14 protein-coding genes and 1 pseudogene are annotated in these 12,667 nt (G+C 57.5%); all 15 read left to right on the top strand.

Features of this window, described 5'->3' with window-relative positions:
• Window position 1: 1 nt before the first annotated feature.
• The 15 genes and pseudogenes from I6L34_RS04375 (at window position 2) to I6L34_RS04305 (ending at window position 12,614) form a co-directional block, all read left to right on the top strand.
• Window positions 2-796, top strand: a complete 795-nt coding sequence (locus I6L34_RS04375; RefSeq protein WP_005334696.1) for a ParA family protein — start codon at window positions 2-4, stop codon at window positions 794-796.
• Complete coding sequence (locus I6L34_RS04370; RefSeq protein WP_058055738.1) at window positions 793-1,665, top strand: chemotaxis protein CheW; 873 nt, start codon at window positions 793-795, stop codon at window positions 1,663-1,665. Before I6L34_RS04375 ends, I6L34_RS04370 begins: the two co-directional genes overlap by 4 nt.
• A gap of 69 nt (window positions 1,666-1,734) precedes the next feature.
• Entirely contained in the window at window positions 1,735-2,223 is a 489-nt protein-coding gene (locus I6L34_RS04365; RefSeq protein WP_005298836.1) for a chemotaxis protein CheW, read from the top strand.
• 28 nt (window positions 2,224-2,251) lie between these two features.
• A complete protein-coding gene (locus tag I6L34_RS04360) occupies window positions 2,252-2,629 on the top strand; it encodes a DUF2802 domain-containing protein (RefSeq protein ID WP_005334692.1) in 378 nt (125 codons plus the stop codon).
• A gap of 198 nt (window positions 2,630-2,827) precedes the next feature.
• Window positions 2,828-3,472, top strand: coding sequence for a cytochrome c biogenesis heme-transporting ATPase CcmA (gene ccmA / locus I6L34_RS04355; protein WP_058058386.1), 645 nt, complete (start codon window positions 2,828-2,830; stop codon window positions 3,470-3,472).
• 4 nt (window positions 3,473-3,476) lie between these two features.
• A complete protein-coding gene (gene ccmB / locus I6L34_RS04350; protein WP_005353658.1) occupies window positions 3,477-4,145 on the top strand; it encodes a heme exporter protein CcmB in 669 nt (222 codons plus the stop codon).
• A 170-nt stretch (window positions 4,146-4,315) separates the two neighbouring features.
• Window positions 4,316-5,056 (top strand): heme ABC transporter permease, encoded by a 741-nt coding sequence (locus I6L34_RS04345; protein ID WP_005334687.1) that lies wholly within the window; start codon window positions 4,316-4,318, stop codon window positions 5,054-5,056.
• A 2-nt stretch (window positions 5,057-5,058) separates the two neighbouring features.
• A complete protein-coding gene (ccmD, locus tag I6L34_RS04340; RefSeq protein ID WP_120415658.1) occupies window positions 5,059-5,265 on the top strand; it encodes a heme exporter protein CcmD in 207 nt (68 codons plus the stop codon).
• A complete protein-coding gene (ccmE, locus tag I6L34_RS04335) occupies window positions 5,262-5,753 on the top strand; it encodes a cytochrome c maturation protein CcmE (RefSeq protein ID WP_005334685.1) in 492 nt (163 codons plus the stop codon). Before ccmD ends, ccmE begins: the two co-directional genes overlap by 4 nt.
• Window positions 5,754-5,835: 82 nt before the next feature.
• On the top strand, window positions 5,836-7,791 hold the full coding sequence (locus I6L34_RS04330) for a heme lyase CcmF/NrfE family subunit (RefSeq protein ID WP_076491433.1): 1,956 nt from the start codon (window positions 5,836-5,838) through the stop codon (window positions 7,789-7,791).
• Complete coding sequence (locus I6L34_RS04325; protein WP_005353655.1) at window positions 7,788-8,318, top strand: DsbE family thiol:disulfide interchange protein; 531 nt, start codon at window positions 7,788-7,790, stop codon at window positions 8,316-8,318. The genes I6L34_RS04330 and I6L34_RS04325 overlap by 4 nt, the downstream gene beginning before the upstream one ends.
• 11 nt (window positions 8,319-8,329) lie before the next feature.
• A complete protein-coding gene (locus I6L34_RS04320) occupies window positions 8,330-8,809 on the top strand; it encodes a cytochrome c-type biogenesis protein (protein WP_017788562.1) in 480 nt (159 codons plus the stop codon).
• Window positions 8,806-10,074: a c-type cytochrome biogenesis protein CcmI gene (gene ccmI, locus I6L34_RS04315; protein ID WP_019444735.1), complete on the top strand. Its 1,269-nt coding sequence runs from the start codon at window positions 8,806-8,808 to the stop codon at window positions 10,072-10,074. The genes I6L34_RS04320 and ccmI overlap by 4 nt, the downstream gene beginning before the upstream one ends.
• Before the next feature lie 85 nt (window positions 10,075-10,159).
• Window positions 10,160-10,972 carry a VacJ family lipoprotein gene (locus I6L34_RS04310; RefSeq protein ID WP_005334673.1) on the top strand — a complete coding sequence of 271 codons (813 nt, stop codon included), beginning with the start codon at window positions 10,160-10,162 and terminating at the stop codon, window positions 10,970-10,972.
• 312 nt (window positions 10,973-11,284) lie between these two features.
• Window positions 11,285-12,614 (top strand): annotated as a pseudogene (locus tag I6L34_RS04305) (IS4 family transposase).
• Window positions 12,615-12,667: the final 53 nt, after the last annotated feature.

Here is a 12,667-nt window from a genome sequence, read left to right as displayed (position 1 = left end):
AGTGATTGTTTGGACGGTTGCCAACCAGAAAGGTGGTGTGGGTAAAACCACCACAGTGGTCTCGCTTGCGGGGATCCTGGCCCAGCGTGGCCAGCGGGTGCTGTTGATTGATACCGACCCCCATGCTTCGCTGACTGCATATCTTGATTTTGATTCAGATCGCCTGGATGGAACCCTCTATGAGTTGTTTCAAGCTGTCAAACCGACAGCCGAGCTTGTCAATAAACTGACGCTCAAGACCAAGTTTGAAAATATCAACTTACTGCCAGCATCTATTACTTTGGCGACCCTTGATCGGGTGATGGGCAATCGTGAGGGGATGGGACTGGTACTGAAGCGGGCACTGCTGCGCATTCAGGATCAATATGATTACGTGCTGATCGATTGCCCGCCAGTGCTGGGGGTGATGATGGTCAACGCGCTGGCTGCCTGCGATCGCATTCTGGTGCCTGTCCAGACCGAGTTTCTGGCCCTCAAGGGGTTGGAGCGGATGATGAAAACATTCGAGATCATGCAGCGTTCCAAGCGTGACAAGTTCCGTTATACCGTGATCCCGACCATGTTCGACAAGCGCACCCGTGCCTCTCTGATGACCTTGAAGTCGATCAAGGATCAATATGGAGATTCAGTGTGGAATGCGGTGATCCCTATTGATACCAAGTTTCGGGATGCCAGCTTGCTGCATATCCCCCCGTCTATCTATTCTCCTGGGAGTCGTGGAACCTATGCATATGAAACGCTGCTCAACCATCTTGATGCCCTTGAGCGGCAACGGGTTCATGAGGTGACGGCATGAGAGATACCATTCAAGTTCGGGCGATGGATGACTATTTCCACTCCCTACTGCTCGATGAGCCACTGGTGCTGGATGAGGTGGAAGAGGTTCAATCTGCCCCTGTTTTACAGTTGCAACGTCAGCCCCAAAGCGTCCCCGAGGTAGTCGCCGCACCTTACCTCGAAAGCGATCCACGGCTTGCCCAGCTCGGTGAGCTGTTGGCTCAGGTGGGACAAGTCCAGTTTGAGAATGACGCCTTCACCCAGGAAGCGACTCTCACCGCACCGCTGGAGATTGTGGCGGAGGAGTCACTGTTGCCGGTGGAGCCTGAATGGCCTGCGGAGGCGCTGCTCCCCGAGGTTGCAGAGCCCCATACTACTATCCTGACCGAGACGGCGCTGGAGGTTGCTCCGGTAGAGGCCATTGAACCTATTGCTTGGGAAAATATCGATACCGGTAAAGAGTTTCAGGCCCTTTTCTTTGAAGTCGCGGGTGTGACGTTTGCGGTGCCGTTGACCGAGCTGGGTGGTATTCATCAGCTGGGCGAGATCACCTCCCTGTTTGGCCAACCGGGCTGGTACAAGGGGATCATGACCTCCCGCGAGCAGAAGATGAATGTGGTCGATACTGCCCAGTGGGTCATGCCGGGTCAGCATCTTGAGATGGATGATTACAAGTATCTGATTATGCTTGGTGAATCGCCGTGGGGATTAGCCTGCCATCATCTCAAAGGGACTGAATTGTTACATCGTGACCAGGTGAAATGGCGCCATCAGGAGGGCAAGCGCCCCTGGTTGGCGGGCATGGTCAAAGAAAAAATGTGTGCCCTGTTACACGTCCGCGAACTGCTCCTGTTACTGGAGCGTGGGGTTAACATAGAAGGTCGCTGATAACTTCTGCAATCGAGCTGTTTTATTGCTAGTTTTAGCAGTAGACGTTTTCATAAAAGGAATAAAAACATGACAGAAAAGCGCAATATTGCACAGAATCTGGCCGAAGATGAAGTGCTGCAATGGGTAACCTTCCAACTGGAAAACGAAACCTATGGCATCAATGTGATGCAGGTTCAGGAGGTGTTGCGCTACACCGAAATTGCACCGGTGCCGGGTGCGCCTGAGTACGTACTGGGGATCATCAACCTGCGTGGCAATGTGGTGACTGTCATCGATACCCGTTCCCGTTTCGGTCTGCCTTCCGGTGATGTGAGTGAAAACTCCAGGATCGTGATCATCGAGGCCGAGAAGCAGGTGATTGGCATCATGGTCGACAGCGTGGCAGAAGTGGTTTATCTGCGCTCTTCCGAAATCGATGCGGCACCTGCGGTCGGTACTGAAGAGAGCGCCAAGTTTATTCAGGGGGTGAGCAACCGTGATGGGCAACTGCTGATCCTGGTTGACTTGAACAAGCTGCTCTCCGATGAAGAGTGGGAAGATATCGGTTCCCTCTGATAAGTAAGGTGATGTTTTGATAATCGAGATGGTTGCCTTGGGGATGTCCCTGATTGCCTTGGCGTTTGCCTCTTATATCTGGTTCAAGAGCAAGCGCAGCAAGCAGGAGTCCGAGGCCAGTGTGGCAACCCTGCAAGGTCAGTTGGAAAGCTTGCGCAAGCAGATGATGGAACTCCATACCGGTGCTATTGGCATGGGGCAGCGTCTGCAGTCGGTGGAAGGGGCGATGCAGCAGGTCAATGAGCGCCAGCAAGAGCTGACCATGCAGGATCCCGAACGCAGGCTCTACAGCCGAGCGGCAAAGATGGTCGAACTGGGCGCCGATCTTGATGAAGTCATGAGTGAGTGCGAGTTGCCAAAGGCAGAGGCCGAGCTCTTGATATCGTTGCGAAAAGGTCGCTCTTGATGATTCAGGAAGGCAATTGCCTTCCTGAATTTTATGGCGTGCAGCCGCTTTTCCCCCAGCAGCGTTGAGCGAGTAGTTTCTACCGTATTTTCTTTGTGATCCTGGTCGCCAGTCAGTTCAATTGTTGCATCTTTGAAAAGACGTATTCCAATACTGTGTTAAGATGCAGACCGCTTCATTTTCTCTGAAAAAATCCCCATGCTGCTTCAAGTTAACAATCTGAGCTGCGTGCGCGAAGATCGCACTCTGTTTGAACACCTCTCTTTCTCTGTTGCGCCCGGCGATCTGGTGCAAATTGAAGGGCCCAACGGGGTTGGCAAGACCAGCCTGTTGCGATTGTTGACCGGGCTGTCGCAGCCGTTTGCCGGTGAAGTGTGCTGGAATGGGGAGAATATTCGTCACTGTCGCGATGAGTATCATGCCAATCTGCTCTATCTCGGCCATCAGCCGGGCGTCAAAGCGGCGCTGACCCCTTTTGAAAATCTGAAGTTCTACCAGCAGTTGCATCACCCGCAGCAGACAGAGACGGACTTGTGGCAGATATTGGCCCGGGTAGGGCTTGCCGGGTTTGAAGAGAACCCGACCGGGCAACTCTCTGCCGGTCAGCAACGCCGGGTGGCTCTGGCCAGACTCTGGCTGTCACAAAAAGCGGCACTCTGGATCCTCGATGAGCCCTTTACCGCCATCGACAAGCAAGGGGTCAAGGTGCTCGAGCAGCTCTTTCTGGAACACGCCGAGCGGGGCGGCATGGTGATCCTCACCACCCATCAGGATCTGACCCTGATGCAGGGACGGCTGAAGACTATCTCGTTGACCCCCTTCGCCTCGACATTGCAGGAGTAACGCCATGTTGCGCGCTGTTATGCACCTTATTCACCGTGAACTGCTGATGGCTCTGCGCCAGCGTTCCGATATTCTCAATCCGCTCTGGTTTTTCCTCATCGTCATCACCCTGTTTCCGTTAGGCATTGGCCCGGAGCCCAAACTGCTGGCCCGTATTGCCCCGGGGATTATCTGGGTGGCGGCGCTATTGGCGGCCATGTTGTCGCTGGAGCGGCTGTTTCGCGACGACTTTGCCGATGGCGCGCTGGAGCAGATGATGCTGATGCCACACCCGCTGGGCTTGCTGGCGCTGGCGAAAGTGGTCGCTCACTGGCTGCTGACCGGCTTGCCGCTGCTGCTGATCTCTCCCTTGCTGGCGATTTTGCTGTCGCTGGATATGAACACCTATCTGGCTGTCGTCGCGACGCTGGCACTGGGCACTCCTGTATTGAGTCTGCTCGGCGCGGTCGGGGTTGCGTTGACGGTGGGATTGCGCAAAGGCGGGGTGCTGCTCAGTCTGCTGATCCTGCCGCTCTATATTCCGGTACTGATTTTTGCCACCTCAGCCATCGATGCTGCGGGGATGAGCTTGCCCTATGGCGGGCAGCTTGCCATTCTGGCCGCCATGCTGGTGGGGGCTTTGACACTGACGCCGCTGGCTGTGTCGGCGGCGTTGCGGGTCAGCCTCAACTGATGGCCGTGAGCTGAACCGGATTTGGCTCCGAACGGAGTCTTTTTGCAAAAAATAATGTTGCGATGGATCAAGGAGAGTGCCGCTTATTGCTTTCGGGGTATTTGATGCTGCCCTGCGGTCGGTATGGTAGGCCTCGCCAAACGATTAATAACAAAAAGGTTTTGTGAGCTATGTGGAAATGGTTGCACCCTTATGCCAAACCGGAGCGGGCCTATCAGCTGGCAGGCACGCTGTTGCCCTGGTTTGCGGTGATTAGTCTGCTCTCGTTTGTGATCGGTACTGTCTGGGGCCTCGCGTTTGCGCCAGCGGATTACCAGCAGGGAGATTCGTTCCGGATCATCTATATCCACGTGCCTTCCGCCATTCTCTCCATGGGAGCCTACTCCACCATGGCGGTGGCCGCCTTTATCGGCCTGGTGTGGCAACTGCGGATGGCGGACATGACGGTTGCAGCCATTGCGCCGGTCGGCGCCGTATTTACCTTTATTGCCCTCTTTACCGGTGCCGCCTGGGGCAAGCCGATGTGGGGAACCTGGTGGGTGTGGGATGCGCGGCTCACCTCTGAGCTGATCCTGCTGTTTCTCTACCTCGGCGTGATTGCCCTCTACAACGCCTTTAGCGACAAGGTGGTCGCTGGCCGTGCGGCCGGCATTCTGGCACTGGTTGGGGTGATCAACCTGCCCATCATTCACTACTCGGTGGAGTGGTGGAACACCTTGCATCAGGGGGCCACCATCACCAAATTTGACAAACCCTCCATTTCACCCGAGATGCTCTGGCCGCTGCTGATCATGATCCTGGCGTTTGCCGCGTTTCTCGGGGCCCTGACCCTGATGCGTTTTCGTAATGAACTCCTGATGCGGGAGTGGCATCGCCCCTGGGTCAAAGAGATTGCAGAGCAGGAGAAGTAAGCATGTACTTTGCCTCTTTCAGTGATTTTATGGCGATGGGCGGTTACGCATTCTATGTCTGGCTCTCTTTTGGCCTGACGTTGGTGTGTCTGGTCGGCATCATCATTTCTACCCGCATGAAAACCCGCAGCCTGCTCGGTGAGTTGCGCAGCAAGCAGGCGCGTGAGGCCCGTCGCAAGGCGGCCCAGCAGATGGAGAACACCCTATGAATCCGAGACGCAAAAAACGCCTCACCATCATTCTCGCCATCACCCTGGGTCTGGCGACCGTCAGCGGGCTGGTGCTCTACGCCCTCAGTCAGAATATCGACCTCTTCTATACCCCGAGCGAGCTGGTGGAGGGGAAGGGGCCGGACAAGATCAAGCCGGAAGAGGGGCAGCGCCTGCGCATCGGTGGGTTGGTCGTGCCGGGGTCGGTGCAGCGGGATCCCCAGAGCCTCAAGGTTGCCTTCAAGCTGGTTGATAACGGCGGTCATCTGGTGAAGGTCGAGTTTGACGGCATCCTGCCGGATCTGTTCCGTGAAGGGCAGGGGATTGTTGCCCAGGGCACCCTCAAGGATGCCACGACCGTAGAGGCGTTCGAGGTGTTGGCCAAGCACGATGAGAACTACATGCCGCCGGAAGTGGCCGATGCCACCAACGGCATGCACTTCAAGCCGGAGTATACCGAGGCGCAGTTGAAGGGAGCCAAGCAGTGATCCCTCTGGTGTTTGCCTTTTTCGCTTTGCCTGCCGTGCGTGGTGCGGCTGTTGTCACCGTTCAATTGAAAGGAATGCCTTCATGATCCCGGAATTAGGTCAGTTTGCGCTGATCCTGGCCTTTGCCACCGCCCTGCTGCTGGGGAGCTACCCACTACTGGGCGCCAGTTGGGGGCGTCTTGGCATGATGTCGGCGGCCCGTCCGCTCGCCTATGCCCAGTTTTTGTTGCTGCTGCTGTCGTTTCTCTGCCTGACCTGGGCCTTTATCGATAACGACTTTACCGTGCAGTATGTGGCCACTAACTCCAACAGCCTGCTGCCGCTCGCCTATCGTATCTCGGCGGTGTGGGGGGCCCACGAAGGTTCCCTGCTGCTGTGGGTACTGACCCTGGGTGGCTGGACTGCGGCGGTAGCCATGTTCAGCCGCCGTCTGCCGCTCGATGCGGTGGCCCGGGTGCTCGGCGTGTTGGGGCTGATCTCGGTCGGTTTCACCGCGTTCGTGCTGTTCACCTCTGATCCCTTCACCCGCACTTTGCCCTATTTCCCGGTAGATGGCCGTGACCTCAATCCGCTGCTGCAGGATCCGGGTCTCATCTTCCATCCGCCTATGCTCTACATGGGTTATGTGGGCTTCTCGGTGGCGTTTGCCTTTGCCATAGCTTCGCTGATGACCGGCCGTCTCGATGCGACCTGGGCCCGCTGGTCGCGACCATGGACCATGGCGGCCTGGGTATTCCTGACCCTCGGCATAGTGCTCGGCTCCTGGTGGGCTTACTACGAGCTCGGTTGGGGCGGCTGGTGGTTCTGGGATCCGGTAGAAAACGCCTCGTTTATGCCTTGGCTCGCGGGTACCGCTCTGCTGCACTCGCTGGCGGTGAGCGAGAAGCGCGCCACCTTCAAGGCGTGGACCGTGCTGCTGGCCCTCTCCGCCTTCTCGCTGAGCCTGCTGGGTACCTTCCTGGTGCGCTCCGGCGTGCTGGTGTCGGTCCATGCGTTTGCCTCCGATCCGACCCGCGGTCTGTTTATTCTCGGTTTCCTGCTGGCGGTGATCGGTTCATCCTTGCTGCTGTTTGCCTTCAAAGGCTCGCAGGTGAAGAGCCACGGCAAACACGAGCTGTGGAGCCGCGAGACCCTGCTGCTTTGCAACAACATCATGCTGGTGGCGGGTCTGCTGACCGTGCTGCTCGGTACCTTGCTGCCGCTGGTGCACAAGGAGCTGGGGCTGGGGAGCATCTCTATCGGTACTCCCTTCTTCAACCACATCTACAGCTGGCTGATCATCCCGTTTGCCCTGCTGCTGGGGGTTGGCCCGCTGTTTCGCTGGCGTCGTCAGGAGCTGGGGGAACTCAAAAGCAAGGTGGTTGTGGCACTGGTGCTGAGTCTGGCCGCAGCCTTGCTGTTGCCGCTGCTCTTTGCCGAAACCTTCAAGCCGTGGGCGGCGGTAGGGATTGGTCTGGGGGCCTGGATCATCGTCACCAGTGTGCAGGAGACCTGGGCGCGTGCTACCCACAAGCACAGCTTTGCAGTCGGTGTGCGCAAGCTTGGCAACAGCCACTGGGCCATGATCCTCGGCCATGTGGGGCTGGCAGTCAGCATCATAGGTATCGCCTGCACCCAGAACTACAGCATCGAGAAGGATCTGCGGATGCAGGCGGGTGATCGGGTGCACTTTGCCGATTACGAGTTCGTCTTTGCCGGGATCAAGGAGAAGAACGGCCCCAACTACGATGGCTTCAAGGGCGTGCTGGAAGTGCACCGCAATGGCGAGCAGGTCGCCCTGCTCAAGCCCGAGAAGCGGATGTACAAGGTGAGCCGGATGCCGATGACCGAAGCGGCCATCGATGCCGGTATCACCCGCGATCTCTATGCGGCGCTGGGGGAACAGCTCGACAACGGTGCCTGGGCGGTGCGGATCTACTACAAGCCGTTCGTGCGCTGGATCTGGTTCGGCGGCGTCTTTATGGCCATTGGTGGCGTGCTGGCGATGCTGGACAAGCGTTACCGTTTCGGCCGTCGTGAGGAGGAGGCCAAGGCATGAACAAAAAGACCTGGTTGTTTTTAATCCCCTTTATCGTCTTTTTGCTGGGGGCGGTGTTCCTGTTCAAAGGGCTCTACTCCGATCCCACCAAGCTTGAGTCCGTGATGGTGGGCAAAGAGGTGCCGGTGTTCACCCTGCAGGACATTTACGATCTGAACAAGCAGCACGATCGCAGTATCCTGACCGGTCGCCCCATGCTGCTCAACGTCTGGGCCACCTGGTGCCCGACCTGCTACGGCGAGCACACCTACCTCAAACAGCTGGCAGGGCAGGGTATTCCCATCATCGGCATGAACTACAAGGATGAGCGCGACAAGGCGATCAAATGGCTGGCTGAGCTGGGCAACCCCTATCAAGTCAACCTCTATGATCCGGACGGCATGCTGGGGCTGGATCTCGGGGTATATGGCGCGCCGGAGACCTTCTTTATCGACAGCAAGGGGATCATCCGGTATCGCCACGTGGGGGATATCAACCCCGAGAACTGGGCGTCGACCCTCAAACCCATCTTTGATGCCATGAAGTGAGGGGAGTCCTGATGAGAGTATTTATTGCTTCCCTGCTGCTGTTGCTGGGATGGGTGGTGCAAGCACCCGCCATGGCCGCTATCGATGTCTACACCTTCGACAACGACAATCAGGAGCAGGTCTTTCGCGAACTGACCAAGGAGCTGCGCTGCCCCAAGTGCCAGAACCAGGATATCGCCGACTCCAATGCGGGGCTGGCCAAGGACTTGCGCGACAAGACCTACCAGATGGTGCGCGAGGGCAAGGATAAAGAGGAGATCGTGGATTACATGGTGGCCCGCTACGGCAACTTTATCCTCTATAACCCGCCCCTGATGGCCTCCACCCTGATCCTCTGGCTCGGCCCGCTGTTGGTGATCCTGATCGGTGGCGCCGTGGTCGTGATGCGCAGTCGCCGGCCCCCTGCGGTGAAAAAACAACTGGATAACGCCTTGAGCGAGGAGGAGCAGCGCCGACTGGCCGAGCTGCTCAAAGAGGAAGAGAAACAATGACCGCTTTTTGGATAGTGATTGCGGGCTTGCTGGTGCTGGTGAGTCTGGCGCTCGTCGTGCCGCTGTGGCGTGGTGAAGGCAAACAGAGCATCAGTCGCTCGGCGCTCAACAAACAGCTCTATCGCCAGCGGCTGCTGGAGATTGGCGAAGAGCGCGAGCAGGGTGTCCTGGCTGAGGAGTCTGACTCGCTGGTCGAGCTGCAACGAAGTCTCTTGGATGATATTCCCGATGTGGAGCAGACCGCCCGCAGTGGCAAGAGTCTGATCTGGATCCCTGGTGTACTGGTGCTGTTGGTGGTGAGTCTGGGGCTCTACTACAAGTTGGGCTCCTGGCAAGAGGTGAGTCGCTGGCAAGATGCCAGCAGCCGTCTTGGAGAGTTGAGTAATCGTATTTTGGTGGAGCGGGATGCCCAGGTGACCGAGCAGGATCTGCTGGATTTCACGCTGGCACTGCGTACCCGCCTCAAGGATGAACCGAACGACTACCGCGGCTGGCTGCTGCTGGGACGCTTGGCGCTGGATGGCAATGATCCCGAGATGGCCAGCGAGGCGCTGGAGCGGGCCTACACGCTGGCCCCCCAGAAGTCGCTGGTGGCGGTGCCCTATGCGCAGGCGCTGATGATGACGGGGGATGAGGCGCAAGCGGATGCCCTGTTGCAAGCGGCTATCGCGCAGGATCCGGACAATATCGAAGCACGCTCCGTCTATGCCTTTATGGCGCTGCAAAAAGAGGACTTCCAGACCGCGCTGGCTCGCTGGCAGGCGATGTTGCCACTGATGGAGAAAGGTACCCCCCGTTACGTGATGGTCGAGCGCTCCATGGAGTACGCCCGCGCGCAGCTCAAGCAGCGCGGCATCGAGGTGACGAATTCAGGCGCAGCCAAAGCGGGCGCAGTTGAGGGACAACCGTTGGCGGTGAAGGAGGGGGAATTCCCCATCCACGTCACGTTGGCGGCGGGCATTCAGATGCCGGAAGATGCCCATCTCTTCGTCTTTGCCGTGGTGCCCAACGGGCCGCCCATGCCCATCGCCGTGAAGCGTATCGCAGGGCCAACCTTGCCTGTTACCCTGTCACTCGGGGATGGCGATGCCATGATGGAAGGCAGCAAACTGGCGGCCTATCCGGAGCTGCAGTTCAAGGCGCGTCTCTCGCGCGGTGGCAATGTGATGAACAAGGAAGGAGCCTTCGAAGGGGTATCCGTGCCGGTTAAGACGGCCGAGATCCCTGCTGCTCCGATTGACATCCGCATCGATCACGCCCTCTAATATGCCTTTGGATAACCCGGCCCCTGGATAGGGGCCGGGTTATCTATACTTCTGATAAATCAAAATAAAACGTCAGGACAATCATATGTATCTTCGTTCAGGGGCCATACTGGCAGCCCTCTTGCTGGCTGGCTGTGCCGGTGGCCCACCCAAGCCTGGCCCAGAGAGTCTGGATCTCAATCCCGGCATGAATAATCCGGGTGCCACTAGTACGGCGGCCGATCCCCGCGATCCCTTCCAGGGGGCCAACCGGGCCATGTGGGCGGTCAACTATGATGTGCTGGAACCCTATGTGGCACGTCCTGTGGTACATGCCTATGCCCGCTACATTCCGGTAGGGGTGAAGGATGGCATTGCCAACTTTGTTGCCAACTTTGATGAGCCAAGCAGCATGGTGAACCATCTGATCACCGGTGATTTGAAGGGGGCGGGCACCAACCTGGGGCGCTTTACCCTCAACACCACGGTCGGTCTGCTGGGTATCTTCGATGTGGCCAAACATGCCGGCCTCGAGCGCAACAAGCTGGAGATGGACACAGTGCTGGGCAGGGCCGATATCGGTAATGGTGCCTACATCATGGTGCCTGTCTACGGCCCGACTACCACCCGGGAGCTGGTTGGCGATGCGATTGACAGCTTCTACTTCCCCTATGCCCTGTTAACCTTCCCGATGAAGGTTGCACACTGGGCACTGGATGGCTTGGGCACACGTGCCAAGCTGATCGATCAGGAGCGGATCATCGACAACTCCCTCGATCCTTATGCGCTGACCAAGGACTTCTACCTGCAATATAACCAGGGCAAGGTGACGGGCAAGCAGACCGAGCTGAAAGCGTCTCAGCAAGAGCAGGCCGACGATGCCAATCTGGATGAATATATGGACGAGTTGGACCAGTAAACGGGCTATCTCGATATGTAAAAGGCGCCTGCGGGCGCCTTATTCATTTACGCAGCCATATCGAGATAAAAAAACGCCCCGCAGTGCGTAATCCCAGTCATTTAAGCGCTTTTTTGTGGCTAAATATTCAAGATGTTGAATGTCAAAAGTAGCACCATGATTAAAGAGTCAATTTGGCTCCAACCCTTGCCCTGACTGGCATGCAATAAAAAGAGGGAGGCATCATGCCTAATGCCGATCAGTTAAGGGTCCATTGACCGATCCTTCTGCTGTGTGAAAATCCGAAACCTGTTGATTGGTTTCGGATTTTTTATGCGTATCGCTCATGCTCTCGATTTCCTCCACGCCAGCAATGCAGCTCAGTTTGAGTCACTCTCAGACCTCATTGCTCCCGAGCTCATCACAACGCTGCTCGCCGAAGAGGATGTCGCGACCCTGCGTCGCCGCCGTATGCCCATGGAGCGTCTGGTTTGGGCCATCATTGGCATGGCTATCTTCCGCCACGTCCCCATGACCCAGCTGGTCAATCAGCTCGATATCCTCTTGCCCGGCGACCGCCCCTTCGTCGCCCCCAGCGCCTTTCTGCAAGCTCGCCAAAAACTGGGGGACAAGAGCATCGAACGCCTGTTTCACGAGACCGCCTCGCGCTGGCACCAGCAGGCCAACCACCCCGGTTGGGTTGGGCTGCAACTGCTCGCCGTCGATGGCGTGATGTGGCGCACGCCTGATACCCCGGACAATGCCGCTGCCTTTGCCAAGCCCGGTACCCAGCATGGGGAGACCACCTACCCGCAGGTACGCATGCTCTGCCAGATGGAGCTGACCAGCCACCTGCTTGTACAAGCGGTCATGGAGAGCTGCGCCGTCAGCGAGATGGTGCTGGCCGAACAGCTTGTCGCACGCACGCCGGACCACTCGCTCACCCTGTTCGACAAGGGGTTTTACTCTCTCGGTCTGCTCCACGCATGGCAAACCACTGGCAGTGAGCGGCACTGGCTGCTGCCGCTCAAAAGGGGCACGCAATACGAGGTGGTGCGCAAGCTGGGGCGCCAGGATGTGCTGGTCTTGCTGAAAACCAGTCCACAGGCGAGGAAGAAGTGGCCGCACCTGCCGGATACAGTGGAAGCCCGCTTGCTGACCCGCCACATCAATGGCAAGGAGCGCCAACTATTGACCTCAATGGTCGACCCGATGCGCTTCCCGGGCGCCGACATCGTTGAGCTCTACAGCCACCGCAGGGAAATCGAGTTGGGCTATCGGGAGATGAAGCACAGCCTGCAACAACACCGGCTGACCCTGCGCAGCAAGAAGGCGGCGGGGATACGGCAAGAGCTGTGGGGCGTGTTGTTGGCGTACAACCTGCTGCGTAGCCAGATGGTGAAGATGGCGGCGAGTCTAAAGGGATACACAGCGAGTCAGCTGAGTTTTCACATGGCGTCGGTCTATCTTATCCATGAACTGAGCTGCATGCCGTACCTATCACCGGGTACTATCCCGAAGCTGGTAGCTGACCTGGAGAAACAAGCGGGCCAGTTTGTGCTGCCGGAACGAAGGGAGCGAAGTTACCCCCGCTGCGTGAAGCCAAGACCACAGAGGTATAGTGTGAAAAAAAGCCAATAAAAACAATGCCAGTCAGGCTTAACTGACTGGCATTAGAGGCATCATGCCTCCCTCACTCGTTAGCCCTTATACCCC

It is taken from the genome of Aeromonas sp. FDAARGOS 1404, assembly GCF_019047085.1.
Classification (GTDB): Bacteria; Pseudomonadota; Gammaproteobacteria; order Enterobacterales; family Aeromonadaceae; genus Aeromonas; species Aeromonas veronii.
This window is presented reverse-complemented; position numbering and strand designations above follow the sequence as displayed.